A 24,657-nucleotide genomic window follows, 5' to 3' on the forward strand; every position below is an offset into this window, starting at 1 on the left:
AAACCCGGCTCAGCCCAGGTCGGCGTCGGTGACCGGGAGGGCGCCGGCGGCGAACTCGTCGAGAGTCGCGGCGTGCAGCACGGTTCCGGGCACCGGATCGGCGGCGACGCGGTTGGCGAGCCGGACCACCGGCAGCCGCCCGGCGGCGGGCGACGCGGCCAGCACCACGTTGCCGTACCGCCGTCCGCGCAGCATGCGCCGGTCGGCCACCAGGCAGACGTCGGCGAACACCGCCCGCAGCGTGGCCACCTGTCCCCGGGTGTGCGCCAGCGGCGGCAGGTCGGTGAGGTTGATCAGATAGAGGCCGTCCGGGCGCAGCACCCGGGCCACCTGCGCCGCGAACTCGAGCGCCGCCACCTGCGGTGGCATCCGGGCCGCCCGGTACACGTCGGCCACCACCACGTCGTACGCCCCGGACGGCGCCTCGGTGACCGCCTCCCGGGCGTCGCCGACCGCCACCACCACCTCCGGCGGCAGCGGCGGCAGCTTGCGCCGGACCAGCTCGACCACGCCCGGGTCCCGCTCGATCACCCGCTGCGCCGTGCCGGGCCGGGTGGCGGCGAGCCAGCGCGGCAGCGTGAGCGCGCCCCCGCCGAGGTGCAGCGCGGTCAGCGCCACGCCCCGAGGGGCGGCCAGGTCGATCCCGGCGGCGATCCGCCGCACGTACTCGAAGTGCAGGTACCGGGCGTCGGCGACGTCCACGTACGACTGCTCGACGCCGTCGGCCAGCAGCGTGCGCCCGGACGGGCGGGCCGGGTCCACCACGATCTCCAGCGCCTCGGCGTCGCGTTCCACGGCGGGACACGCTACCTCGCGGCCACGGGCGGCCCCGGCCCGCATGGGACCGGGGCCGTTCCGCCGCCGGGTCAGCCGGCCGCCATTCCGGCGCCGGCCTCGTCGATCGCCGCGTCCACCCGGTGCGCGAGGTCCACGTCCGCCGCGGTCACGCCGTCTACCTGCTGCGTGCGGACCGTGAGCACGGCGTTGTCCGGGTCCGGCCGCCCGATCTGCGGCGCCCGTCCGGCCTCGGCCTTGAGCTGGTCCAGCCGGTCGAGCACCCGGTCCAGGTTGCCGCCGGGCAACTCGATCGTGCGCACCAGCGACCGCCGATCGCTGGACCAGTAGGGCAGCGAGGCCAGCGCGTCACGCAGCTCCGCCTCGGTCAGCGGCGCGGTGGCCGAGGACGCGCCCACCAGGCCGCCGCCGAAGTCGGTCGGCCCGAGCAGGTCGCGCAACTCGTCCGGTACGCGCAGCGACTCGACCAGCTCCGCGTCGGCCTCGGCGAGCGCGGCGAGCGTCGCCTCGGCCTGGTAACGCGCCTGCTCCGGAGTGAGGCGGCTGTAGCGGCCGACCTCGGCCAGGAAGCCGGGCAGGTCGCGGCGGGGTTCCATGCCGTAGACCGGCACCACGTCGTGCAGGGTCAGCGGCACCGCCTCCAGCAGCCGCTCCCGTTCCGCCTCGTCCAGCGCCTGGGCCAGGGCCAGCACGGTGCCCTCCGCCGCGACCTTGGCCGTGGTGAAGTCCACCCCCGCGCGTCGGCTCACGTCGTCGACGAGGTCCCGGTAGCTCATCGAGATCCCGGGTGACGGCGCCGGGTCCGGCAGCGGGCGCTGCTGCTCCGCGACGGCGACCGGCGGCGGCGCGGGACCGCCGCGCGTGGTGTCCGGCTTGTGCCGTCCGGCCGGCGGCGGACCGGACCGGTCGTGCTGGTCCAGCGAGGTGACCTGCTTGGACGCGCTCAGGCTGGCGCCGGTCTGGCTGGGCCGTAGCCCTCGTTCGCGGGCCTGACGGGCCAGGGCCCGGCGGCGCTGGTTGTCGCCCTCCATCTGCTTGCGCATCGTCGCACCTCGTTCCTGGTCGGTTGCGCTTGCGCCGACCGCGTTCCCGGCGCTGCCGGGAAGCTAACGGGGGCCGACCCGGGCGGAGGCTTCACTCGCTGCGGGTGAGGAGCGCTCACCCCGGCGGGCGGCAGGATCGGATGGACCGGACAACTTCCGACGCACGCGGAAGGGCAGGTCGACATGAAACGGATCGTGGAGATCGTCCCCGCCCGCCCCGGGTGGTACGCCCGCTGGCGGATCGGCCCGGACGTCACCCGCTGCTACCCGGTGACCCTCTGGGCGCTGCTGGAGCACCACGACGGCACCGGGCGTGAGGTGATCGGCGTCGACTGCGTCGGGCAGTGGCCCGGCGCGGACGACGACGGGGATACCGGAGACTTCGTCCGTTACCTGTTCCAGACGCCCGATTCCGGCGCGCCGGAGGACGCCGAGGCCCCGCTCGCGGAGCCGCGCGACAGCGGTCCGCATCGGCAGGCCGCGCCCGCCGCCTGAGCCATCCTCCCGGCCCCCGGCCCCTGGTCCCAGGGCCGGGGGCCACCCCTTCCCGGAACGCCGCGCGGGCGGTCAGCCCACCTCGCGGGCGCTGCCGGTGACGCCGCGAGGCGGGGCGGCCAGCAGCTCGGCCAGGCCGGTGCGGTCCAGCAGATGCCGGATCTGGGCGTTCGTGTTCCGCAGGTGGACCGCGCCGGTGCCGGAGCGGTGGATCACCACGAGCGCGCTCAGCCCGGAGGAGTCGCAGAGGACCACGCCGGCGAAGTCGAGCTCCACCTCCTGGTAGCCGTCGCGGCGAAGCTGCGCCACCGCCTCGACGAGTTCCGGGGCGGTGTCGAAGTCCAGCTCACCGGCCAGCCGCACCCGGGCGGCGCCGGCGTCGAGCCGGTCCGCCTCGATGGTCAGCATCTGCGAGGGCACGCGTCCATGTTCCCAGCCGGGCACCGGCGGGAAACCCCCGGGGTCACGCGGAGGCGGCCGAATCCACGGCCGGCCACCCGGGCTGGTCGTCCACCGGGGAACGGTCGAGCAGGCCGGTGACGCCGGTCAGGTCGAGAATGGTCTCCAGGAACCGCGGCACCGCGCGAAGCTCGATGCGGGTGCCGGCCTGCTGGCCCTCCCGCCAGGCGTGCACGATCACGGACAGGCCGGTGCTGTCCAGGAACAGCAGGTCGGCGAAGTCGAACACGAGCGTCGCGGGACGCCCGGCGAGCAGCCGGTCGACCTCCGCGCGCAGCGGCGCCGCCGTGGCGTAGGCCAGGTCGCCGCCGACGCCGAGCACCGGGACGGCGGGGTCGGAACGATCCACGGAGATGCTCAGCGGGGTCGCCTCGGGCCGTCTGCGTTGAGGAACCACCATCACGCCTTTCCGCACGCTGCCGGTCGGGCAGGGATGCCTGGATCGTAACAACAGCGGCACCGCTCCGCTGGGCGTGCGCGAGCCGCCCGAGCAGCGTCGGTGGGGTGGCGGTCGTGGCATACCGGCGTAGTGTGGGGTGAAGCGATATGGCTACAGGCGCCGTGCGGGCGCCCCGGGGGTGCCGACGAGGAGAGTGGGGCTCAGCTGGTGACTGCTGCCGACGTCAGGGGTACCGACCCGGGCGACGGACGGATCTCCACGCCGAGTGCCGCACGGGCTCCGGCATGGTCCGCCGCCGCTGCGGCGACGACCGCCCTGCCGCCGCTGGCAGCCGACCGCGGCCCCGCCGTCCCGGACTGGTCCGAGGTCGTCGAGCACTTCCGGGAGGGCCTTGTCGTCTGCGACGCCGACGGCGTCGTGCGGCACGTCAGCCCGGTCGCGGAGCGCCTGGTCCCCGAGGTGAGCGCCGGCGAGCTGCTCGTCGCGGCGGGGGTGGACGCGCTGCGCGGCGACGGACCGGCCGAGTTCACCCACCATGGGCGGCGGCTGCGCGTACGGCCGGTCGCGCTGTCCGGTCACCGGCGCTGCTGGTACGTCGAGGACGTCACCGAGAGCGTCAGCCGGGCCGACGCGCTGCTCGCCGAGCGGGCCCGCTCGGCGTTCCTCGCCGTGGTCGGCGAGAAGCTCGGCAACCCGCTGCACCCCGACCGGGCGGCCGCCGCGGTGGTCCGCCTCGCCGTGCCGACGACGGCCGACGTGGCGGTCCTGGTGCTCGCTCCCCGCTCCGGCCGGTCCCGGTGGTGGCGGGCGGTACGCGCGGACGACCAGGCGCCAGTGGTGGACAGCGGCATGCTGCCCGCCCCGGCGCTGCCCGCGGCCATCGAGGCCGGCCTGTCCGGCGCCGAGCCGCACGAGATGGACTGGCTGGTCGAGCAGGCGGCCGAGGCGGGCTGGCTGCCCGGTCTGGACACCGCCGGCGCCGTCGCCCGGGTGGTGCCGCTGCCCGGCCGGGAGGCGCCGGCCGGCGCGCTGCTGGTGGCCCGTCGCGCGGACCGCTGGTACGACGAGGCCGACGTGGACCTGATCCGCGCGTTCGCGGCACGGGCCGGCGCGGCGCTGACCACCGCCCTGCTCTACCGCGACCAGGCCGAGGTCGCCGACACGCTGCAGGCCAGCCTGCTGCCGGTCGAGCCGGCACCCGCGGCCGGCGTGCAGTGGGGCACCGCGTACCGGCCCGCGCAGGCCGGTCTGCGCATCGGCGGCGACTTCTACGGTTCGCACCAGCTCACCGACGGCGGGTCGGTCTTCTTCCTCGGTGACGTGTCGGGCAAGGGCGTGGAGGCGGCCGTCTTCACCGGCCAGCTGCGCCAGTGCCTGCAGGCGCTGCACCGGGTCGAGACCCAGCCCGGGCGGCTGCTGAAGCTGCTCAACGACGCTCTGCTGGAGACCACCCAGGCGCACGGGCAGGGCCGGTTCGCCACCATGGTGCTCGGCGTGGCGCGCCCGCACCGCGACGGCGGCCAGACCCTGACCCTGGCCGGTGGCGGGCACCTGCCACCGCTGGTGCTGCGGGAGTCCGGTGACGTCGAGGTGGTGCCGTTGCGCGGCATGCTGATCGGCGTGGTGCCCGATCCCCGCATCGGCGAGGTCACCGTGCGCCTGGCGCCGGGGGAGACTTGCCTGTTCTACAGCGACGGGGTGACCGAGGCGCGGGGCGGCCTGCGCGGCGACGAGCAGTTCGGCGCCGAGCGGCTGTTCAACGCCGTGGCCGGCTGCCACCGGATGCCGGCGCCCGCGCTGGCCGAGCGGGTCGAGCAGGTGACCTGCGACTGGCTCGGGCACGGCGACCACGACGACATCGCGGTGCTGGCGCTGCGGGCGACCGGCCCGGCCGGGCGTACGCCCCGGCACCTGCACGCGGTGCCGGAACCGGCCGCGGCCGAGCGAACGAGGGAGGGGTCCGCGTGACAGTGCCGGTTGTCGAGGCCGATCCGGGTCACGCCTTCGCCCGTTACCTGCAGTGCCTGGCCGAGGCCGACGAGGCCGCCGCCGTGGCGGTGGCCAGAGAGCTGCTGGACGCCGGTGTGCCCGCCGAGCGGGTGCTGCTCGATCTGGTCGCCCCGGCGCAGGCCGAGGTGGGCGAACTGTGGGCGCGCAACGAGTGGAGCGTCGCCGAGGAGCACGCCGCCACGCACATCAGCGAGCGGGTGGTGGCGGCGGTGGCCGCGTACGCCGATCCCCGGCCGACCCGCGGACGGATCGTGATGGCCTGCATGGACGGCGAGTGGCACGCGCTGCCGGCCCGGCTGGTGGCCGAGGTGCTGCGGCTGCGCGGCTGGCAGGTCGTCTTCCTCGGCGCGAGTGTGCCCGCCGCCCACCTGGTCTCCTACCTGCACCGCTACGACGCGGAGGCGGTGGCGCTCGCCTGTGCCCTGCCGATGCGGCTGCCGCACGCGCATCGGATGGTGGAGGCGTGCCGCCGCTCCGACGTGCCGGTGGTGGTGGGTGGCCGGGGCTTCGGCGAGGACGGCCGCTGGGCGCGCGTGCTGGGTGTGCCGTGGGCACCGGACGCGCCGGCCGCGGCCGACCTGGTCGCCGACGAGCGGGCGCTGCGCGAGGTGCCGCCTGCCCGGCTGGACCACCTGGCCGACGACGAGTACGCCAGCCTGGTCAAGCGGCGCGGTGAGCTGATCGACAGCGCCCTGGCCGACCTGCGGGAGCGGGTGCCGTCGCTGGCTGGCTACACCCCGGCGCAGCTCGACTCCACGATCAGCGACCTGGGCTACATCGTGGACTTCCTGGCCGCCGCGCTCTATGTGGACGACGGGACGCTGTTCACCGCGTTCGTCGAGTGGCTGGTGGAGATCCTGGTCAGCCGCGGGGTGCCGGCCGGGGCGGTGGGTCTGACCCTGGAGCACTATGGACAGCAGCTGCGCGACTTCCCGCGCGCGGCCGGTTTCCTCGACCGGTCCCGGGCTCTGGTCGGCGGCCTGTCGGCGGCGGGCCGCTGACGGCGTCCGGGTGGGCCGTCCCATATACTTGCACTACTGCAAGGGTTTGCCTGCGGTGGGAGCGAGGGGGACCGTTGTGACGTTCACCGTCACGTACGCCCGGCGGGACGAGGGCGACGCCTGCCTCCGGCTGGCCGGTGAGCTCGACCTGAGCACGGCCCCCGAGCTGAACTCGGCGATCGACCGGCTGGTCGCCGAGGGGCGGCGTGAGCTGCTGCTCGACCTCGCCGAGCTGACGTTCTGCGACTCGACAGGCATCGCCGCCTTCGTCCGCGGGGACAACATCGTCGCCGCCGACGGCGGCTGGCTGCGCCTGACCGGGGCGACCGGCCGGGTGGCCCGGGTGCTCCAGGTGACCGGGCTGGCCGAGGTGCTCCGACACCCCCGTGACACCGTCGACCCGGCCGCGCCGGTCGCCTCCTGATCCGATACATTTCCCCGCCAGCAACCGGCCGCCCGGCCGGCCGCCCTCCTCGAGACAAGCAGGTAGAACGCATGGGTCAGACCAGCCCGAGCCCGGTTCGCATCCTGGTCGTGGACGACGATCCGGGTGACGTCCTGATGATCGAGGAGGCGCTCGCCGACTCCGACGTCGACAAGGTCATCGACGTGGTCGCCGACGGCCAGGAGGCGATGGAGTTCCTCCGTCGCGAGGGCCGGCACGCCGAGGCGCAGCGCCCGGACGTGATCCTGCTCGACCTGAACATGCCCCGGATGGACGGGCGGCAGGTGCTCGGCGAGGTCAAGGGTGACGAGAGCCTGCGGACCATCCCGATCGTGGTGCTCACCACCTCCAACGCCGACACCGACGTGGTCAGCAGTTACACGTTGCAGGCCAACGCGTACGTGACCAAGCCGATCGACCTGGACGACTTCAACGACGTGGTACGCCGCATCGACGAGTTCTTCGGACGGGTGGTCGTGCTCCCGAAGCACCCGTAGGGGCGGGAAGTCCGGGCGTCCGCAATCTGAACATTTTGCGCGAATGGCCGCCCTCGGCGGTGCCCGGACCGCAGGATCGGCAGTGGGGACGAACACCGGCTGCCTGGGGGGCGACGCATGAGGTTCTCGGTGGTGGAGACCGGATACGACAGGCGTCAGGTGGATTCCTGCCTCGACGAGCTCAGCCTCCGGCTGGGGCGGCTGGCGGCGCGGGCGGAGGGCGCCGCCGGGGCCGGCCGGGAGTGGGACCAGATCCGGTCGGACGCCCTGCACCTGTGCGACTTCCTGCACCGGCGGGCCGCGGCGATCGAGGGCCCGGGGACGGCCGGACCGTCGGCGGCCGAGCGGGAGGCCGCCGAGCTGCTGGCCACGGCCCGCGCCGAGCTGGAGGCCGCGCGCCAGGAGGCCCGCCGGTTGCGGGAGGAGGCGTACGCCGAGGCCCTGCGGGCCCGCCGCGAGTTCGAGGCGGCCCTGCTGGCACGACGTCGCCGCGAGTCCCGGGTCGACGAGATCCTGGCCGGCGCGCGCGGGGAGCGGGTGCCGGTGGACACCCCGACCGCCGCCGCGGCCGTGCGGCCCGGTGCCGCCTGACCGGTCCGGGTCAGGTCAGCGCCGCCACCACTGTCGCGGCCCGGTCCTCGTGCCGGGCGTACGCGTCCGGGAACGCGGACACCTGCACCGCCTGGGCGGCGGCGGTGACGCTCATGTCCGCCCAGCCGGGCACCTCGCGCAGGGCGGTGTAGAAGGCGCGGGCCGCGTACGCCGGCCGCATGAGCTGGGCGACGGTGCCCCAGCCGCTGCTGGGACGCTGCTGGAACAGCCCGACCGAGTCGTGGTCGGAGCCGCTGCCCTGGTGCGGGTGGTCGAAGGATGCCGGGAGCACGTTGCTGGCCAGGTTGTACAGGTTGCTCTCCTGCATCGCGGTGGCCACGGCCACGACGAGCGCCCGGCGGGGCATCTTCATGTCCCGCCCCACGTCCACGATGACCTTCGCGTTGTTCATCTGCCGCTGATCCAGCCCGGCGACCGGCCGCGGGTTCTTCGGGCGGGCGGGCTTGCGCGGCGGCTTCTTGGCCGACGCCGTCGGGCTCGGCGTGACGGCCGGGGCGGGCAGCGCCGGTGCGGCGACGGCCGGTGGCGCGAGGCGGGTGAAGTCGCGGGAGGCCCGCAGGTCGGCGGCGGCCCGGTCGGCGACCGCCTCGTGCACGTCCAGCCGCGCGGGCCCGGTCTCGCCGACGCCTGCCACGCCGATCAGGCCGAGGCAGCAGGTGACGCCGGTGGCCACGGCGATCCGGCCCGGTACGGAGCGGGCCGGGCCGCGCCGGGGCGGCTCCGGGGCGCGGTGACGCCCCACTCTCCGTTCGGCTGATGCCGGGTCAATCGTTCGGCGAACCGGGCGGTTGGCGGGCAACGGCTGATGATCGGGGTGGTCGGGATGCACCCGCCGAGGCTAGAAAGCTTCCGGGCCTTTGCCATCGGGGTGATTGGTGGCATGCGCCACAATCTGCCGGATTCGTGGTCGGCATTCCACGCGGTGGATCAGGAAAGGAGTGAACCGCGCGTACCCGGAAGATGCCTCATGTCGGTTTAAGCCGTGGGAACCGGTCGAAGGTGCGGGCGTGCGACGCCGCGACCCGGCCTCCACCGTTCGGCGGACGGTGGGCTGGTCGACCGGCCCGCCCGGCGCGGCGGTCCACCGACGGGCGGCATCGACCACGCCTGATGACGCGGTTGTCGTGGATCATGGCGAGGCCCCGGCGCGGTGACCCGGGCGCTCGATACGATCTCCACGGTGACCGAGCAGCAGGCCGACGAGCGCGCCCCCGGAGAGCCGCCCGGCTCCCGGAGACGGCGCGGCCTCGTCGTCATCGCCTGCGCCGTGCTGCTCGCGGCGCTCCTCGGCGGGCACCGGGCGGTGCCGAACGTGCGTGGGCTGGGCAGCCTGCTGGACAGCGCCGTCCCGCTGCTCGGCCTCGGCGTACCCCTGCTCGCGCTCGTGGCGCTGCTGCGCCGCTCCCGCCCGGCGCTGCTGGCGGTGCTGCTGCCGGCGCTGGTCTGGGCCGGCCTGTACGGGCGCGCCTGGCTGCCCCCGGCGGCCGGCGCGGCCGGTGCCTCGGTGCGGGTGGTCAGCCAGAACCTGCGCGTGGGCAACCCCGACCCGGCCGCCAGCGTGGGCGCGCTCGCGGGTGACGGTCCGGACCTGATCGGGCTCCAGGAGGTCGCCGACGGCGACCGCGTGGCGTCGGTCCTCACCGACCGGTACCCGCACCGCGCGGTGGTGTCGACGGTGGCGCTGTGGAGCCGGTGGCCGATCCGGGAGGCGCACGGCGTCGACACCGGGCTGGGCTGGGAGCGCGCGCTGCGCGCCGTGGTGGCCGCCCCCCCGGGGCGACCTGACCGTGTACGTCGTCCACCTCGGCTCCGCGCGCGCCGGGCACACCGCCACCCGGGACCAGACCGTCGCCGCGCTGGCCGACGCCGTGCGCGCCGACCCCGCCGAGCGGCTGGTGGTGCTCGGCGACCTGAACACCGCCACCACCGACCGGGTCTTCGACCCGCTGACCCGGCTGCTGCGCGACGCGCAGGCCGAGGCCGGGCAGGGATTCGGCTTCACCTGGCCGGCGGAGCTGCCGGTGACCCGCCCGGACCACGTCCTCTACCGGGGACTCACCCCCACCACGGCCGGGGTGCTGCGCACCCCCGACAGCGACCACCGGGCGGTGACCGCCGGCTTCCAGTGGTGAGCGCTCAGTGCCGGCCGTTCTCCGCCGGGGTCACAGTGAGCCGGTGCCGGCTCGGATCGCCGCTGGAGAACGGCCAGAGCCGGTCGGCGTACGCGACCAGGTCGGCCAGCTGATCCCGGGTCAGTCCCGCCGAGGAGATCTCGGCGTGCACGTCGGCCCGGTAACGGCCGTCGTCGTCCCGGCCCAGCTTCGCCTCGGCGGTCACCTGCACTGTGTGCGCCTCGTCGGTGATCTCCCCGGCCGCCTCCACCGCCGCGTGGTGCAGGCAGGAGGCGAACGCCGCGGCCAGGAGCTGCTCCGGCGTCAGACCGGTGCAGTGCGGCGCCAGCGGGGACGCCAGGGCGGAGGAGAGCCCGCCGTCATCGGTGCGTACGTGACCGCCCGCCGCGGTCGCCGTGGCCGTCTCGGCCAGCCAGGAACTCGGATCCGGCATCGCGTTCCTCCCGTCACTCACCGGACCGCGTTCCCGGACCCCGAGCAGCGAAACCGCGCCCGGTCAGGCAGTACGCGCGCTCAGCGGATCCGGCCGCTGGTCGCGGCGTCGACGGCCATCGCCTCGGCGGCCTCGGCGGCCGCCCGGCTGGTCCACGGCGACACCGGCTCCGTGCGCTGCCGGGGCAGCATCGCGCTCATCGGCACGTACACCCGGGCGTCCACCGCCTCGGCCAGCAGCAGCGCGGCCATCGGGCTGGTCGGCCGGGCCGCCGGGTCGGCGTCGAGGCAGGTGCGGCACAGCTCGGCCACCTCGGGCGGCAACCCGGGCACGTCGGGCAGCGGCCGGGGCGTCCGGCGACCCGGCGACCCGAGCAGCTGGGTGGTGCTGTCCGCCTCGTACGGCAGGTGACCGGTGAGGCAGTAGTAGAGCAGCACGCCGAGGGCGTACATGTCGGCGGCCGGGGTGGCGGGCTGCCGGTCGAGCTGCTCCGGCGCCAGATAGGCGGGCGTGCCCACGACGACGCCGTCCGGAGTGTGGTCCGGCGCGCCGGCCGCGGTGGCGATGCCGAAGTCGAGCACCTTCACCCCGCACGGGGTGAGGATCACGTTCGCGGGCTTCACGTCCCGGTGCACGATGCCGTGCGCGTGCGCGGCCGCGAGCGCGGCGCACACCTCGGCGCAGACCCGCACCGCGATCCGCCAGTCCAGCGGCCCGGAGCGCAGGTGCGCGGCGAGCGTCTCGCCCTCGGCCAGCTCCATCACGATGTACGGCACCGGCCGGCCGTCCGGCAGCGTGGCGGTGCCGAAGTCGTGCACGCTCGCCACGTTCGGGTGCACCAGCCGTGCCGCCGAGCGCGCTTCGGCCCGGATCCGCTCCACCGAGCCGGCCTCGCCGTCGAGCCGGGGCGAGATCAACTTCACCGCGACGGTCCGGTCCAGCACGCGGTCGTGCGCCCGCCAGACCTCCGACATGCCACCCAGGCCGGCTCGCTGTTCGAGCTCGTACCGCCCGCCCAGCGTCCGCATCGTCCACTCCTCGCCTCGTCCGGTGTGCCCTCCGGTCCCGCTACCCGGCCCCAGAGCTGTGCAAACCGCCGGGGGTTCCCGTCCCGGCGGGGTAGCTTCGCGGCGGGGGGTCGACACAGGGAGGGCGGCGGTGGCTTCGGTGCGCGTACGGTTCGTCGGCGGTCCGGCCGACGAGCTGACCCGGGATCTGCCCGCGGGGCCGGACGGCGGGCCGCCGCCACGGTGGGTGATGCGTCATCCCGAGGAGCCGGCCGAGGGGGTGGCCGACCACCTCTACGAACGCGACGAGCACGCCGCGCCGGGCGGCTGGACGATGCGCTACGTGCACACGTTCCCGTTCGGCGCGACCGAGTGAGGCTCAGTCCGGGCGGGCGCCTGTGGTGCCGAGGATGACCGAGGCGACCAGCTCCGGGTCGTCGTGCATCGGCACGTGCCCGCAGCCGGGCAGGTCCAGGTGCCGCGCGCCGGGCAGCCGGGTACGCGCCAGCGCGGCCTGCCGGTAGGGCAGGATCCGGTCCCGCGTACCCCAGGCGATGGTCACCGGCACTGTCGGCGCGCCCGCGTAGGCGTACCCACGCCCGGCGCGGGCGACGGCGCGGAACGCCCGCGCCTGGCGCAGCGCGCGGGCGTCGGCGAGCGCGTCGTCGAGCGCCATCCGGTTGGGCCGGGCCAGGATCATGCCCATCGCCAGCATCCGCCCCGCGGGCGCGGCGAACAGGCGGCGCAGCACCGGTTCGGGCAGCCGGGCGGCGTTGCGGTGCAGGGTGAGCACGGTCAGCGCCCAGCGCAGCTCGCGCGCGGTGCAGAAGCCGGCCGGCGACAGCGCGGTGGCGGAGGAGACCGCGCCGAGAGCGGCCAGCTCCAGCGCGATCGCCCCGCCGAGGCTGTTGCCCGCGACGTGCGGGCGCTCCAGCCCGAACCCGGCGAACAGCTCGATCATGGCGGTGGCCAGCCCGCGCATGTCGGCGGGCAGCCCGGCGGCGGGCACCGGCGAGCGGCCGAAGCCCGGCAGGTCGACGGCTATCACGTCGTGCGCCTCGGCGAGCCGGTCCAGCACCGGCCGCCAGGCGCCGCCGTGGTGACCGATGCCGTGCAGCAGCACCAGCGTGGGCCCGGCGCCGCGCCGCTCGTAGACGACCTCCACCGGCGCGGTCACGGCCGCCCCTGCGGCGTGCTGGGGCCGAAGCCCCGGCCCAGCGCCCGGGCCTGCTCCTCGATCAGCGGCACGGTGGCCCGGGCGGTGCGGCCCACCAGGCGGTCGGCAAGCGGGCTGACCAGCACCGACCGCACCGCCTGCACGCCGGCCACGGCGCGCGGCACGTACACCCGGCGGCTGCGGCGCTCGATCGCCCGCACGAACGCCTCGGCGCACTCGATGACAGTGGTGGTGCGCCGCAGCGGCCACGGCAGTTTCGCCAGCGCCGTTTCGAAGGCCGGCAGGTCGGCACGCGCCTCGCGGACCAGGTCGGTGTCCACCCACGACGGGTGGGCGGTGCCGACCGCCACGCCCCGGTGCGCCAGTTCGAGGCGGACCGCGTTGCCGAACTGCTCGACGCCCGCCTTGGAGGCGCAGTAGGCGGCCATGCCGGGCAGCGCGGCGAACGCCGCGGCCGAGGAGACGATGAGCAGGTAGCCGCCCCGGTCGACGAGCGCCGGCACGGTCGCCGCGGCGGTGCGCATCACCCCGATCAGGTTGACCTCGACGGTACGCACCAGCGCCTCGACGTCGCCGACGGCGATCGTGCCGCGGTTGGCCACGCCCGCGTTCGCGACCACCGCGTCGATTCCGCCCAGCGTCTCGACCGTCCCGTCGACCGCCGCGGCGAGGGCGGCCTGGTCGGTGACGTCGGCGGCGAACCAGACGTGCCCGGGGCCCAGCTCGGCGGCGAGCGCGGCGAGCCGGGCGGGTTCCAGCCCGACCAGTGCCAGCCGGGCGCCGCGGGCGGCCGCGAGGCGGGCGGTGTGGGCGCCGATGCCGCGGGCCGCCCCGGTCACGAGCACCACCTTGCCGGCCAGCCGGCCGGAAAAACGACCGTCGATGGACATGCCGGCAAGTTACCACCGGGTAGCCTGCGTGCGGAAGACCCGGCCGGCCCAGCCCGGATTGCCGTCGCGTGGCGCGCACAGCTGGTACACAGGATCGGGACAGCCCGGCGACAGCCGGTCCGCCCACGATGGGGGCATGGTCATGAACGCGCAGTCCGCGCAGGGTCGGATCGAGCTGCGCCGACCGGACGGCGAGCCGGTGCGGGTGCTCGTGGTCGACGACGAGCCGACGCTCACCGACCTGCTCTCCATGGCCCTGCGGTACGAGGGCTGGCAGGTCGCCACGGCCGGCAACGGGATGGCGGCGATCAGCACGGCCCGCCAGTTCCGCCCGGACGCCGTGGTGCTCGACGTGATGCTGCCCGACCTGGACGGCTTCCAGGTGCTGCGCCGCCTGCGGGAGGAGTCGCCGAGCGTGCCGGTGCTGTTCCTGACCGCCAAGGACGCCGTGGAGGAGCGCGTCGCCGGGCTCACCGTCGGCGGCGACGACTACGTCACCAAACCGTTCAGCCTGGAGGAGGTGATCGCCCGGCTGCGCGCGCTGCTGCGCCGCTCCGGCTTCGCGGTCGCCGCCCGCCAGGAGGCGGTGCTCACCGTCGGCGACCTCACCCTCGACGAGGACAGCCACGAGGTACGCCGCGGCGACGACCTGATCACGCTCACCGCCACCGAGTTCGAGCTGCTGCGCTATCTCATGCGCAACCCGCGCCGCGTGCTCAGCAAGGCGCAGATCCTCGACCGGGTCTGGAACTACGACTTCGGCGGCCAGGCCAACGTGGTCGAGCTGTACATCTCGTACCTGCGCAAGAAGATCGACGCGGGCCGGGCGCCCATGATCCACACGTTGCGTGGGGCGGGCTATGTCCTCAAGCCCGCCGAGTGACGGCCGTGGCCGGCTGCGCCGCCGCCTGGCCGGCTGGTCGCTACGCCGCCGGCTGGTGCTCTCCGTGGTGGCGCTGCTGGCGCTGGTCAGCGTCGGCATCGGCGGCCTGACCACCGTCGCGCTGCGGCACTTCCTGATCGACCAGATCGACAACCAGCTCAGCTTCGGCGACCGCCGCCCGGACGACCTCGAACGCTGGGCCCGGCGGGGCATGGATCCGCCGCGCCCGGACCAGCAGCCCACCCCGCCGGACTCCGACGAGGTGGCGCCCGCGCCCCCGGGCGGTTTCCCGCCGGGTTCGATCGCGGTCCGGGTGCCCGCCACCGCCGAACCCGTCGGCCGGATCCGGTCCGGCGACGGTGACAGCGAGGAGGTGCCCGCCGCGGACCTGACCGCGCTGGCCCGCGTACCCGCCGGTGAACGCCCGCGCACCGTCGTCGTCGGTGACCGGGGCGAGTACCGGGCGGTCGCGATGCGGTCGCCGCGCGGCGACGGCGACGTCCTGGTCCTCGCGATCCCGATGGCCCAGGTGGACGACACCGTCATGTGGATGGTCGTCGCCCAGGCCGGGGTGATCGGTGCCGGGCTGGTCATCGCCGGCGCCCTCGGCACGCTCGTCGTGCGGGCCACGCTGCGCCCGCTCAACCGCGTCGCCGCCACCGCCGCCCGGGTCACCGAACTGCCGCTGGACCGCGGCGAGGTGGCCCTGTCGGTGCGGGTGCCGGCCGCCGACACCGACCCCCGCACCGAGGTCGGGCAGGTCGGCGGCGCGCTCAACCGGATGCTCGGCCACGTCGCCGCCGCGCTCGCCGCCCGGCAGGCCAGCGAGACCCGGGTACGCCAGTTCGTCGCCGACGCCAGCCACGAGCTGCGCACCCCCCTGGCCGCCATCCGCGGGTACGCCGAGGTGGCCCGCCGGGGCCGCCAGGAGGTCCCGCCCGACGTGGCGCACGCGCTGCGCCGCGTCGAGTCGGAGAGCACCCGGATGACCAGCCTCGTCGACGACCTGCTGCTGCTGGCCCGGCTGGACTCCGGCCGCCCGCTCGCCGCCGAGCCGGTCGACCTGACCGCCATGGCGGTGAACGCGGTCAGCGACGCGCACGTCGCCGGCCCGGACCACCGCTGGCAACTCGACCTGCCCGACGAACCGCTCACCGTCACCGGCGACGCCCACCGGCTGCACCAGGTGCTGGCGAACCTGCTCGCCAACGCGCGGGTGCACACCCCGGCCGGCACCACTGTGACCGTACGGCTCGCACCCGTGCCCGGCGGCGTCGAGATGGGCGTCACCGACGACGGGCCGGGCATCCCGGAGCAGTTGCAGCCGGAGGTCTTCGAGCGCTTCGCGCGCGGCGACAGCTCCCGCTCCCGCGCGCAGGGCAGCACCGGCCTCGGCCTCGCCATCGTCGCCGCCGTGGTGGAGGCCCACCACGGCCGGGTCGACGTGGTCAGCCGGCCCGGCCACACCGCGTTCACTGTCTGGCTGCCCGGATCCACAGCCGACGCATAGGCTGCTCACGGCAGCGGGTCAGCGGGCGCTCCGAGGCTTGCCGGCATGGACAGAACCGAGAGCCTGCCGACCGCGCCCGCGGCCGGACCACCCGGAACCGTGCCCGTACCCCTGGAGAACCGCACCGGCTCCGGTCCGCGCTGGGCCCGCCCGGCCCTGCTCGGTCTGCTGGCCGCCACCGGGCTGCTCTACCTGTGGGGACTGGGCGCCTCCGGCTGGGCCAACGCGTTCTACTCGGCAGCGGTGCAGGCCGGCTCGCAGAACTGGACCGCGTTCCTGTACGGCTCGTCCGACGCGGCCAACTCGATCACGGTGGACAAGACCCCCGCCTCGCTCTGGCTGATGGCGCTGTCGGTCCGGATCTTCGGCTTGAGCAGCTGGTCGATCCTGGTGCCGCAGGCGCTGCTCGGCGTCGCCTCGGTCGGCGTGCTGTACGCGACGGTGCGCCGCTGGTACGGCCCGGCCGCCGGCCTGCTCGCCGGCGCGGTGCTCGCGCTCACCCCGGTGGCGACGCTGATGTTCCGGTTCAACAACCCGGACGCGCTGCTGGTCTTCCTGCTGGTCGCCGCCGCGTACGCGACTGTGCGCGCGGTCGAGACGGCGAGCACCCGGTGGATCGCGCTGACCGGCGTGCTCGTCGGCTTCGGCTTCCTCACCAAGATGCTCCAGGCGTTCCTGGTGATCCCGGTCTTCGCCGGGGTCTACCTGCTGACCGCGCCGACCGGCCTGGGACGGCGCATCCGCCAGCTCCTGCTGGCCGGGCTCGCCGTCGTCGTCTCGGCCGGCTGGTGGGTGGCGATCGTGGAACTGGTGCCGTCCGGCGCCCGCCCCTACGTCGGCGGCTCGCAGAACAACAGCATCCTGGAGTTGACGCTCGGCTACAACGGCCTGGGCCGGATCACCGGCGACGAGGTGGGCAGCGTCGGCGGTGGCGGCGGACGCCCCGGCGGCGGACCGTTCTCCGGACAGGCCGGTCTGCTGCGGATGTTCGACACCGAGGTGGGCGGGCAGATCTCCTGGCTGCTGCCGGCCGCGTTGATCCTGCTGGTCGCCGGGCTGTGGCTGGCCGGGCGGGCGCCGCGTACCGACCGGACCCGGGCCGGTCTGCTGCTCTGGGGCGGCTGGTTGCTGGTCACCGGCCTGATCTTCAGCTTCATGTCCGGCATCTTCCACGCGTACTACACGGTCGCCTTGGCCCCGGCGGTCGGCGCGCTGGTCGGCATCGGCGTCACAGTGCTCTGGCGGGCCCGTTCCGCCGAGGCGATGGCGCCCGCCCCGCAGGGTTCGGCTGCATCTGGCTCGGCAGCGCCGGCTCGGTGGCGTGGGTTCGCCGCCACGCTGGCCCTGGCCGCCACGCTCGCGGTCACCGCCTGGTGGTCCTGGCGGCTGCTCGGCCGCACCCCCGACTGGCACCCCTGGCTGCGCCCCACGGTCCTCGCAGTGGGCCTGACCACAGCCGTCCTCCTGGCCGCATCGGCGTTCCTCACCCGCCCCCGCCGGGCCGCCCCACCCTCTCCCGGCTCCCCACCCCCTCCCGGCTCCCTGCCCACCGCGGGCTCCCAGCCCACCCCGGTGATCAAGGGGTTTGTGTCCGGGAACGGCGTTCAGGATGACGCAAACCCCTTGGTCAACTCCGAGACGGGGGCGGCGGCGGGGCACCGGGCCGGGTTTGCCGGGCGGGTTGTGCGGTGGGTGGTGCCGGTGGTGTCCGTCGCCGGGATCGCGGTGGCGCTGGCCGGGCCGGCCGCGTACGCGATGCAGACCGCTGCCACCCCGCACAGCGGCGCCATTCCGAGCGCGGGACCGGCCGGAGCGCGCGGCTTCGGGGGGCCGGGTGGTGGACCGGGCGGGCGGATGCCGGGCGGCGGGGACGGGCAGTTCCCCGGTGGCCCGGGCGGCGGGAACGGGCAGTTCCCGGGCTTCCCGGGCGGCACCGGCTCCAACGGCACGGGTCCGGACGGCACCGGGCCGGGCGGCGGGGCGAACGCCGGTGGATTCCCCGGCTTCCCGGGCGGTGGTTCGGCCCCGGGCGCGCCCGGCGGCACCGGTCCGGAGGGGGGCATGGGACCGGACGGCCGGGGCCAGCGCGGCGGGGGCATGGGCGGCCTGCTCGACGCCCGCGAGCCGAGCGCCGAGATGACCGCTCTGCTCACCGCCGACGCCGACGACTACACCTGGGTCGCCGCCACGATCGGCTCGAACAACGCCTCCGGCTACCAGCTGGCCACCGGCCGGCCGGTCATGCCGATCGGCGGCTTCAACGGCAGCGACCCGTCGCCGACGCTCGCCGAGTTCCAGCGGTACGTCGCCGACGGGCGGATCCACTACTTCCTCGGCGGCGGCGGGTTCCGGGCCAACGGCGGCAGCAACGCCTCGGCCGAGATCGCCGCCTGGGTCGCCGGAACCTTCACCGCGAGCACCGTCGACGGCGTGACCGTGTACGACCTGAGCAGCGGAAAGCAGGGCTGAGCGGTGACCGGCACGTACGCGCCCCGGGCCGCTGTGCGGGCCCGGCCCGCCACCGGCAGCGCGGTGCTCGACGTGGTGGTCCCGGTCTACAACGAGGAGGCCGACCTGGGCCCCTGCGTCCGGCGGCTGCACGAGCACCTGACCGCGCACTTCCCGTACCCGTTCCGGATCACGGTGGCCGACAACGCCAGCGTGGACGGCACCCCGGCGGTGGCGCGGGCGCTCGCCGACGAACTGTCCGAGGTGGGGGTGCTGCGCCTGGACGAGAAGGGACGCGGGCGGGCGCTTCGCGCCGCGTGGTCGGCCTCGCCCGCGCCGGTGCTCGCGTACATGGACGTGGACCTCTCCACCGACCTGGCGGCGTTGCTGCCGCTCGTGGCGCCGCTCATCTCCGGGCACTCGGACGTGGCCATCGGCACCCGGCTGGCGCGGACCAGCCGGGTGGTCCGGGGCGCCAAGCGGGAGGTGATCTCGCGGGGCTACAACCTGCTGCTGCGCGGCACGCTCGCGGCGCGTTTCTCCGACGCGCAGTGCGGCTTCAAGGCGATCCGCGCCGACGTGGCGGCCGGGCTGCTGCCGCTGGTACGCGACACCGGCTGGTTCTTCGACACCGAGCTGCTGGTCCTGGCGCAGCGGGCCGGGCTGCGCATCCACGAGGTGCCGGTGGACTGGGTGGACGACCCGGACAGCCGCGTCGACATCGTCGCCACCGCGCTGGCCGACCTGCGGGGCATCGGGCGGCTGGGCCGCGCGCTGGTCACCGGAGCGCTGCCGCTGGCACAGTTGCGCGCCCAGCTCGGCCGCGGCCCGTTGCCGGCCCCGCCGGCGCGGGTTCCGGCCGGCCTGCCGCGTCAGCTCGCCCGGTTCGCCGCGGTGGGCGTGGCGAGCACGCTCGCGTACCTGCTGTTGTTCCTGCTGGCCCGCGGACCGCTCGGGGCGCAGCCGGCGAACCTGCTGGCACTGCTGCTCACAGCGGTGGCGAACACGGCGGCCAACCGGCGGCTCACGTTCGGTGTCAGCGGACGCCGGCACGCCGGACGGCACCATCTGCAGGGGCTGCTCGCGTTCGCGCTCGGCCTGGCCCTGACCAGCGGCTCGCTCGCCGCGCTGCACGCCACCACCGCCCCGAACCGCAGCCTGGAGCTGGTGGTGCTGGTGGCGGCGAACCTGGCCGCGACGGCCCTGCGCTTCCTCCTGCTCCGCCTGGCGATGCACCACCGCCAGTGAGCCCCCCCACCCCGTCGATCATGAGGTTGGCGGCGCGACACGCCGGACGCCGGTGGCGTCAACTTCATGATCGACGGGGAGGGCGGCAGGGTTGAGGGCGTGTACCGGGAGTGGAGGACGCCGGGGGTTCCGGGCGCGGTCCTGTGGAGCAGCGTGTCCGGCGGGAGCGAGACGCGGGTGCTGCCGGACGGGTGCGTCGACCTGCTCTGGTCCAGCCGGAGCGGGCCGCTGGTGGCCGGTCCGGACCGCACCGCGCACCTGTCGCGGTCCGCGCCGGGGGACCGGTGGATCGGACTGCGCCTGCCGCCGGGGACCGGCCCGGCCGTGTTCGGCGTGCCCGCCGAGGAGCTGCGGGACCGCCGCGTACCGCTCGCCGACCTGTGGGGCCGCGCCGCCGCCGAGGTGGCCGAGCGGGTCGAGACCGCGCTGTCCGCGCCGACCGGCAGCGACGGGACTGACGCCGCCGCTGCCGTGCTGACGCGGGTGGCCCGGGATCGGCTGCGCGAGGCCGGCGGCCCCGACCCGCTCGGCGCGCGGATCGCCGGACGCCTGTCCGCCGGGGCCACTGTCGCCGCGACCGCCGCCGAGGTCGGCCTCGGCGCGCGTGCTCTGCACCGGCGCAGCCGGACCCTGTTCGGGTACGGCCCGAAGACGCTGGCCCGCATCCTGCGGATGCGCCGCGCGCTGGACCTGGCCCGTAGCGGCGCGCCGCTCGCCGAGGTGGCGGTGCGCAGCGGGTACGCCGATCAGGCCCACCTCACCCGCGAGGTGCGGGAGCTGGCCGGGGTGCCCCCGACGCGGCTGCTCACCCCGGCCACCGCCTGACCGGCCTCCGGTCAGTCGCCCGCCGGCAGCGGGGCGAACAGGTCCACGCCGTTGCCGTCCGGGTCGTGCAGGGACCGCGTACCGCTGGCCCCAGAACGCGTCCCACGGGGGCAGCTCACCGTGGTGGCCGGCGGCGGTCAGCTCGGCGTACCAGCGGTCCACCTCGGCCGGGTCGGCGCACCGGAAGGCCAGGCTCATCCGGTTGTTGCCGCCGGACGGGTCGAAGTCGGGGTGGAAGCTGCGGATCATCTCGACCGTGTCCCAGGCCAGCCGTACGCCGTTCGGCAGCGTGACCTCCACGTGCCCTTCCGTCTCGGCGCCGGCCGGGATCGGCAGCCCCAGCCGCCGGTAGAAGTCGAGCGTGCGTGCCATGTCGGTGACCACGGCCCCGACCAGATCGAACTGCGGTGTCATGCCGCCACGGTAGGCGCGAGGGGGACCGCCCGTCTTGAACGGATCGGACGGGGGACGAGTGGCCGGTGTGGCCGCGCGTGCGGCGCCCGAGGCGTTACGGTGGGGAACAAGTCCGGCTTTGAGCATTAAAGCTCGCATACCGGGCGCGCACCGACGACCGGCGACGGAAGGAAAGCAGCCGTGAACCACCTGGCCTACCTGGACGCGGGATCGGGCAGTCTCATCGTGCAGGCGGTGGTCGGCGGCGTGGCCGGAGTGGCCGTGGCCGCCAAGCTCTACTGGCGGCGCCTGGTGTCCCGGTTCCGCCGCCAGCCCAGCGACCAGGGCCCCGCGGCGTGACGGTCCCCGACACCGGCGTCCGCGTCGAACCCGGCTCCTTCCGCGACCCCGGCAACCGGGTGTTCCACCGGGGCGAAGAGGTGCTGCGCGGGCTTGACGAGCGTTCCGCCCGCGACTGGCGGGCGCTGTCCGTCACCGACTTCTTCCGCCGCGCGGCCGAGCAGGGGCAGATCGTCGCCACCGAGGAGCTGACCCCGGTCCCTGTCGACACGTCATGGGCGGCGGTGCTGCGGCACGAACGGATCCCGTTCGTCTCGCACCCCTACGAGTGGTCGTCCGCGATGCTGCGCGACGCGGCGCTGCTGCACCTCGACGTGCTGCGCGCCGCCCTGGAGGCCGGCTTCACCACGAAGGACGGCTCGGCGTACAACGTGCAGTGGCGCGGCGCGCGACCCGTCTTCATCGACGTCGGCTCGTTCGAGGCGCTGCGCGACGGCGAGCCCTGGGCCGGCTACCGGCAGTTCTGCCAGACGCTGCTCTACCCGCTGCTGATCCAGGCCCACCTCGGGCTGGACTTCCAGCCGTTCCTGCGGGCCCGCGTCGACGGCGTCGAGGCGGACCAGATGCGCCGGCTGTTCGGCGGCGCCCGGCGCTGGCGGGCCGGTGTGCCCACTCACGTGCACCTGCACGGCGCGATGCAGGCCCGCAACTCCGCCGCGAGCACCACCGACGTCCGCGCCCAGTTGCGCGCCGCCGGCTTCTCCCGCGAGCTGGCGCTGGCCACGGTACGCGGACTGACGAAACTGGTCCGCCGCCTCGACCACCGGCCGGGTGGCAGCCACTGGTCGGACTACCAGCGCACGTGCGCGTACTCGGTGCCGGACCGGCAGGCCAAGGAGGAGTTCGTCGACCGCGCGGTGGCCGCCACCGGCGGCGGCTCGGCGCTGGACCTGGGCGCCAACGACGGCCGGTACGCCCGTATCGCCGCCCGCCACGCCGCGCACGTCGTCGCGGTCGAGCAGGACCCGGCGGTGGTCGACACGCTCTACCGCGCGCTGCGCGACGAGGGCGAGACGCGGATCCTGCCGCTGGTGATGGACCTGGCCGACCCGTCGCCCGGCGGCGGCTGGCGCGGCGTCGAGCGGGCCGCGTTCGCCGACCGGGCCCGCGCCGACGTGGTGCTGGCCCTGGCCGTCGTGCACCACCTGGCGATCGGACGCAACGTGCCGCTGCCCGAGGTGCTGAACCAGCTCACCGCGCTCACCGCCACCGGCGGCAGCCTGGTGGTCGAGTTCGTCCACCCGGACGACCCGATGGCCCGCCGCCTGCTCGCCAACAAGCCCGACGGCCTGTTCCCGAACTACCGGCGCGACGCCTTCGAGGCGTTGCTGGCCCGCCGGGGCCGGGTGGTCGCCCGCACCAAACTGCCGTCCGGCACCCGCACGCTCTACCAGGTGGTGGTGGGTGGCTGAGCGCACCCTCGCGCCACCCCGGGACCACGCGGCCGGCCCGGACCGGCGGGAACGCCCGCCCTGGTGGCGGTCCGAGGCGGCGCGGCTGGCGGAGGTGACGGCGCTGGTCGGGCTGGTGGTCACCCAGCCGCTGCTCGACGTGCTCGGCCGCAGCCCCGACTTCTTCCTGTTCCACCGCGCCTCCCGGGGCGACGTGCTGCTCCTGGTCGCCCTGATCGCGCTCGCGCCGACAGCGCTGTTCGCCCTACTGGGCGCGTTCGCGCTGCTCGGCGCGCTTGCGGTGCCCGCCGGACGCCTCGTCCGGGCCGCCGTGCACACCGCGTTCGTCGGCCTGCTGCTCGCCGCGCTGGCGGTCCAGGTCGGCCGGCACGTCACGCCGCTTCGGGGCGTACCCCTGCTTGTGGTCGCCGGTGTGGCCGGAGCCGCCGGGGCGGCCGCGCACCGGCGGTGGCGGGCGCCCCGGCGGGTGCTGCGGGTGGCCGCCGCCGGGCCGCTGGTGTTCGTCGGGTTGTTCCTGTTCGCCTCGCCGGCCTCGGCGGTGGTGCTGCCGCGCGGCGAGGGTGGCGCGGCCGGGGTGGCCGGCGCGGGCGCGCACCCGCCGGTGGTCATGATCGTGCTGGACGAGCTGCCGCTGGTGTCGCTGCTCGGCCCGGACGGCCGGATCGACGCCGCCCGCTATCCGAACTTCGCCGCGCTCGCGGCCGGGTCGACCTGGTACCGCAACGCCACCGGCGTCAGCGGCTGGACGCCCTACGCGCTGCCCGCGATGCTCACCGGGCGCTACCCCGAGCGGGGCGTGGCGCCGCACTACTCGCAGTACCCGGACAACCTGTTCACCGCGCTCGGCGGCCTGTACCGGGTCAAGGCCGAAGAGAGCATCACCCGGCTCTGCCCGCCGAGCCGCTGCGAGCAGGCCACGACCCCGGAACAAGGGCTCGGGGTGCTGGTCCGGGAGAGCGGAAAGCTGCTGGGCCGGATCGCCGCGCCGGTGGACAGCCGCGTCGACCCGGAGGACTCCTACCGCGAGCGGACCGCCGCCGAGGCCGGGCTGGACGCCGCCGAGCCGGTGCCGGACGACCCCAAGTTCCGCTGGGACACCCTCGACGACAACCAGCCGGCCCGGTTCACCTCGTTCCTGGCCGGGCTGCGCCCCGACCCCCGGCCCACGCTGCACTTCCTGCACCTGCTGATGCCGCACTCGCCGTGGGCGTACCTGCCGTCCGGGGCGCACTACGCCGCGCCCGAGGACCTGCCCAACGACGGCGCCGGCTGGGTCGACCTGGCCCGCGCCCGGCACCTGGCCCAGCTCGGCTACACCGACCGGCTGATCGGCGAGACGCTCCGGACGCTGCGCGCCACCGGCCTCTACGACCAGGCGCTGGTGGTGGTCACCGCCGACCACGGGGTGAGCTTCCGGCGGGACTGGCAGGGGCGCGGGATGGACGCCATCGACCACGCCGCGAACGAGGTGGCCTGGGTACCGATGTTCGTCAAGAAACCCGGCCAGCGCGCCGGCCGGGTGGACGACCGCAACTGGGAGCACGTGGACCTGCTGCCCACGATCGCCGACGAGACCCACATGCGGGTGCCCTGGCAGATGGACGGCCGGTCGGCCGCGGCGGCCCCGCGCGAGCGCAGCGACAAGCACTTCTACGACCACCCAGGCCAGCCGGTGACGATCACCGGCGGGGTGCCCGCCCCGCTCCCGCCCGTACCCGTCGACCCGCTCGTCGGCACCCGGGTCCCCGACATGCCGGTGGGCGGGTCCGCCACGGTGGCGAACCGGGACGCCTTCGACGCGGTCGACCCTGCGCGCGGCGGCCTGCCCGCGCTGGTCTGGGGGACGGTCCCGGACGACGTGCCCGACGGGACGCGGCTCGCCGTCGCGGTGAACGGCACGGTCGGCGCGGTGGTGCCCGTGGTGCCCCCCGACGCCGGAGGCCGGCGGTTCGCGGCGTTCCTCCCCGACGACCGGCTCTTCGCCGCCGGCCCCAACCGGCTCGACCTCTACCGGGTCGGCGACGACGGGTCGCTGCGCCGGCTCACGCTGTCGTGACGGGCCCTCCGCCGGCGCCCATGGTCGCGCTCCCAACCGGTTTCCGGACCGCCTGGCCGGGAAACAGGTGACGCACACCTCACCCCGAAACCATGACGAGCGGTGTTCTCCGCGCCGTGATTACGG

25 protein-coding genes and 2 pseudogenes are annotated in these 24,657 nt (G+C 75.4%); 16 read left to right on the top strand and 11 right to left on the bottom strand.

Features of this window, described 5'->3' with window-relative positions:
- Positions 1-9 precede the first annotated feature (9 nt).
- Complete coding sequence (locus MicB006_RS29645; RefSeq protein ID WP_116510563.1) at positions 10-840, bottom strand: spermidine synthase; 831 nt, start codon at positions 838-840, stop codon at positions 10-12.
- 26 nt (positions 841-866) lie between these two features.
- A complete protein-coding gene (locus MicB006_RS29650) occupies positions 867-1,838 on the bottom strand; it encodes a DUF2267 domain-containing protein (protein WP_073829768.1) in 972 nt (323 codons plus the stop codon).
- A 183-nt stretch (positions 1,839-2,021) separates the two neighbouring features.
- Here MicB006_RS29650 and MicB006_RS29655 point away from each other — a divergent pair, with 183 nt between their 5' ends.
- Complete coding sequence (locus tag MicB006_RS29655; RefSeq protein ID WP_116510565.1) at positions 2,022-2,333, top strand: hypothetical protein; 312 nt, start codon at positions 2,022-2,024, stop codon at positions 2,331-2,333.
- Positions 2,334-2,405: 72 nt separating this feature from the next.
- On the opposite strand, the gene MicB006_RS29660 is transcribed toward MicB006_RS29655, so the two are convergent.
- Both MicB006_RS29660 and MicB006_RS29665 read right to left on the bottom strand, forming a co-directional pair.
- Complete coding sequence (locus MicB006_RS29660) at positions 2,406-2,753, bottom strand: STAS domain-containing protein (RefSeq protein ID WP_225980569.1); 348 nt, start codon at positions 2,751-2,753, stop codon at positions 2,406-2,408.
- 43 nt (positions 2,754-2,796) lie between these two features.
- The gene (locus MicB006_RS29665; protein WP_116510568.1) at positions 2,797-3,141 is read right to left on the bottom strand and encodes an STAS domain-containing protein; all 345 of its coding nucleotides are present in this window, start codon (positions 3,139-3,141) and stop codon (positions 2,797-2,799) included.
- Positions 3,142-3,399: 258 nt separating this feature from the next.
- On the opposite strand from MicB006_RS29665, the gene MicB006_RS29670 reads away from it, so the two are divergent.
- The 5 genes from MicB006_RS29670 (at position 3,400) to MicB006_RS29690 (ending at position 7,736) form a co-directional block, all read left to right on the top strand.
- Entirely contained in the window at positions 3,400-5,160 is a 1,761-nt protein-coding gene (locus MicB006_RS29670) for a PP2C family protein-serine/threonine phosphatase (protein WP_116510570.1), read from the top strand.
- Positions 5,157-6,203 (top strand): B12-binding domain-containing protein, encoded by a 1,047-nt coding sequence (locus MicB006_RS29675; protein ID WP_116510572.1) that lies wholly within the window; start codon positions 5,157-5,159, stop codon positions 6,201-6,203. The genes MicB006_RS29670 and MicB006_RS29675 overlap by 4 nt, the downstream gene beginning before the upstream one ends.
- 76 nt (positions 6,204-6,279) lie before the next feature.
- Positions 6,280-6,627, top strand: a complete 348-nt coding sequence (locus tag MicB006_RS29680; RefSeq protein ID WP_116510574.1) for an STAS domain-containing protein — start codon at positions 6,280-6,282, stop codon at positions 6,625-6,627.
- A gap of 71 nt (positions 6,628-6,698) precedes the next feature.
- Positions 6,699-7,145: a response regulator gene (locus tag MicB006_RS29685; protein WP_116510576.1), complete on the top strand. Its 447-nt coding sequence runs from the start codon at positions 6,699-6,701 to the stop codon at positions 7,143-7,145.
- Between the two features lie 117 nt (positions 7,146-7,262).
- Positions 7,263-7,736: an ATPase gene (locus tag MicB006_RS29690; protein WP_116510578.1), complete on the top strand. Its 474-nt coding sequence runs from the start codon at positions 7,263-7,265 to the stop codon at positions 7,734-7,736.
- A gap of 10 nt (positions 7,737-7,746) precedes the next feature.
- On the opposite strand, the gene MicB006_RS29695 is transcribed toward MicB006_RS29690, so the two are convergent.
- Positions 7,747-8,586 carry a hypothetical protein gene (locus MicB006_RS29695; protein ID WP_192900160.1) on the bottom strand — a complete coding sequence of 280 codons (840 nt, stop codon included), beginning with the start codon at positions 8,584-8,586 and terminating at the stop codon, positions 7,747-7,749.
- 300 nt (positions 8,587-8,886) lie between these two features.
- Positions 8,887-9,414, bottom strand: coding sequence for a hypothetical protein (locus MicB006_RS32555; RefSeq protein WP_225980570.1), 528 nt, complete (start codon positions 9,412-9,414; stop codon positions 8,887-8,889).
- Between MicB006_RS32555 and MicB006_RS32875 the strand changes: the two are divergent.
- A pseudogene (locus MicB006_RS32875) lies at positions 9,316-9,889 on the top strand (endonuclease/exonuclease/phosphatase family protein). The gene MicB006_RS32555 and the pseudogene MicB006_RS32875 overlap by 99 nt on opposite strands.
- A gap of 4 nt (positions 9,890-9,893) precedes the next feature.
- Here MicB006_RS32875 and MicB006_RS29705 read toward each other — a convergent pair.
- Positions 9,894-10,322 carry an OsmC family protein gene (locus MicB006_RS29705; RefSeq protein ID WP_013285994.1) on the bottom strand — a complete coding sequence of 143 codons (429 nt, stop codon included), beginning with the start codon at positions 10,320-10,322 and terminating at the stop codon, positions 9,894-9,896.
- 80 nt (positions 10,323-10,402) lie between these two features.
- Entirely contained in the window at positions 10,403-11,350 is a 948-nt protein-coding gene (locus tag MicB006_RS29710; protein WP_116510582.1) for a serine/threonine-protein kinase, read from the bottom strand.
- Positions 11,351-11,480: 130 nt separating this feature from the next.
- Here MicB006_RS29710 and MicB006_RS29715 point away from each other — a divergent pair, with 130 nt between their 5' ends.
- Complete coding sequence (locus MicB006_RS29715) at positions 11,481-11,705, top strand: hypothetical protein (RefSeq protein ID WP_073829757.1); 225 nt, start codon at positions 11,481-11,483, stop codon at positions 11,703-11,705.
- Between the two features lie 3 nt (positions 11,706-11,708).
- On the opposite strand, the gene MicB006_RS29720 is transcribed toward MicB006_RS29715, so the two are convergent.
- Entirely contained in the window at positions 11,709-12,506 is a 798-nt protein-coding gene (locus tag MicB006_RS29720) for an alpha/beta fold hydrolase (protein ID WP_116510583.1), read from the bottom strand.
- Entirely contained in the window at positions 12,503-13,396 is an 894-nt protein-coding gene (locus MicB006_RS29725; protein WP_116510585.1) for an SDR family oxidoreductase, read from the bottom strand. The genes MicB006_RS29720 and MicB006_RS29725 overlap by 4 nt, the downstream gene beginning before the upstream one ends.
- 136 nt (positions 13,397-13,532) lie before the next feature.
- Between MicB006_RS29725 and MicB006_RS29730 the strand changes: the two genes are divergently transcribed.
- The 5 genes from MicB006_RS29730 (at position 13,533) to MicB006_RS29750 (ending at position 20,310) form a co-directional block, all read left to right on the top strand.
- Entirely contained in the window at positions 13,533-14,279 is a 747-nt protein-coding gene (locus MicB006_RS29730) for a response regulator transcription factor (protein ID WP_073829754.1), read from the top strand.
- On the top strand, positions 14,257-15,789 hold the full coding sequence (locus MicB006_RS29735; RefSeq protein ID WP_116510586.1) for a HAMP domain-containing sensor histidine kinase: 1,533 nt from the start codon (positions 14,257-14,259) through the stop codon (positions 15,787-15,789). The genes MicB006_RS29730 and MicB006_RS29735 overlap by 23 nt, the downstream gene beginning before the upstream one ends.
- A 45-nt stretch (positions 15,790-15,834) precedes the next feature.
- Positions 15,835-18,258, top strand: a complete 2,424-nt coding sequence (locus MicB006_RS29740) for a glycosyltransferase family 39 protein (protein WP_116510588.1) — start codon at positions 15,835-15,837, stop codon at positions 18,256-18,258.
- Between the two features lie 3 nt (positions 18,259-18,261).
- Positions 18,262-19,485 (top strand): dolichyl-phosphate beta-glucosyltransferase, encoded by a 1,224-nt coding sequence (locus MicB006_RS29745; RefSeq protein WP_116510590.1) that lies wholly within the window; start codon positions 18,262-18,264, stop codon positions 19,483-19,485.
- Positions 19,486-19,584: 99 nt separating this feature from the next.
- Positions 19,585-20,310 (top strand): helix-turn-helix transcriptional regulator, encoded by a 726-nt coding sequence (locus tag MicB006_RS29750; RefSeq protein WP_116510592.1) that lies wholly within the window; start codon positions 19,585-19,587, stop codon positions 20,308-20,310.
- 11 nt (positions 20,311-20,321) lie between these two features.
- Here MicB006_RS29750 and MicB006_RS29755 read toward each other — a convergent pair.
- Positions 20,322-20,724, bottom strand: a pseudogene (locus tag MicB006_RS29755) (VOC family protein).
- A gap of 180 nt (positions 20,725-20,904) precedes the next feature.
- Between MicB006_RS29755 and MicB006_RS32120 the strand changes: the two are divergent.
- From MicB006_RS32120 to MicB006_RS29765, 3 genes are read left to right on the top strand one after another with little or no spacing between them, the layout of a single operon-like run.
- The gene (locus MicB006_RS32120; RefSeq protein WP_184685639.1) at positions 20,905-21,063 is read left to right on the top strand and encodes a hypothetical protein; all 159 of its coding nucleotides are present in this window, start codon (positions 20,905-20,907) and stop codon (positions 21,061-21,063) included.
- The gene (locus MicB006_RS29760) at positions 21,060-22,475 is read left to right on the top strand and encodes a methyltransferase domain-containing protein (RefSeq protein ID WP_116510593.1); all 1,416 of its coding nucleotides are present in this window, start codon (positions 21,060-21,062) and stop codon (positions 22,473-22,475) included. The genes MicB006_RS32120 and MicB006_RS29760 overlap by 4 nt, the downstream gene beginning before the upstream one ends.
- A complete protein-coding gene (locus tag MicB006_RS29765; protein ID WP_116510595.1) occupies positions 22,468-24,531 on the top strand; it encodes a sulfatase-like hydrolase/transferase in 2,064 nt (687 codons plus the stop codon). Before MicB006_RS29760 ends, MicB006_RS29765 begins: the two co-directional genes overlap by 8 nt.
- Positions 24,532-24,657 lie beyond the last annotated feature (126 nt).

Origin of the sequence: Micromonospora sp. B006, assembly GCF_003408515.1 — a bacterium.
Lineage (GTDB): Bacteria > Actinomycetota > Actinomycetes > Mycobacteriales > Micromonosporaceae > Micromonospora > Micromonospora echinospora_A.

Excerpts from the sequence above, each read along its gene's own strand:
- MicB006_RS29645 (WP_116510563.1), bottom strand. The coding sequence starts at position 840 with ATGCGGGCCGGGGCCGCCCGTGGCCGCGAGGTAGCGTGTCCCGCCGTG.
- MicB006_RS29650 (WP_073829768.1), bottom strand. The coding sequence starts at position 1,838 with ATGCGCAAGCAGATGGAGGGCGACAACCAGCGCCGCCGGGCCCTGGCC.
- MicB006_RS29655 (WP_116510565.1), top strand. The coding sequence starts at position 2,022 with ATGAAACGGATCGTGGAGATCGTCCCCGCCCGCCCCGGGTGGTACGCC.
- MicB006_RS29685 (WP_116510576.1), top strand. The coding sequence starts at position 6,699 with ATGGGTCAGACCAGCCCGAGCCCGGTTCGCATCCTGGTCGTGGACGAC.
- MicB006_RS29690 (WP_116510578.1), top strand. The coding sequence starts at position 7,263 with ATGAGGTTCTCGGTGGTGGAGACCGGATACGACAGGCGTCAGGTGGAT.
- MicB006_RS29705 (WP_013285994.1), bottom strand. The coding sequence starts at position 10,322 with ATGCCGGATCCGAGTTCCTGGCTGGCCGAGACGGCCACGGCGACCGCG.
- MicB006_RS29710 (WP_116510582.1), bottom strand. The coding sequence starts at position 11,350 with ATGCGGACGCTGGGCGGGCGGTACGAGCTCGAACAGCGAGCCGGCCTG.
- MicB006_RS29725 (WP_116510585.1), bottom strand. The coding sequence starts at position 13,396 with ATGTCCATCGACGGTCGTTTTTCCGGCCGGCTGGCCGGCAAGGTGGTG.
- MicB006_RS29730 (WP_073829754.1), top strand. The coding sequence starts at position 13,533 with ATGGTCATGAACGCGCAGTCCGCGCAGGGTCGGATCGAGCTGCGCCGA.
- MicB006_RS29735 (WP_116510586.1), top strand. The coding sequence starts at position 14,257 with ATGTCCTCAAGCCCGCCGAGTGACGGCCGTGGCCGGCTGCGCCGCCGC.
- MicB006_RS29740 (WP_116510588.1), top strand. The coding sequence starts at position 15,835 with ATGGACAGAACCGAGAGCCTGCCGACCGCGCCCGCGGCCGGACCACCC.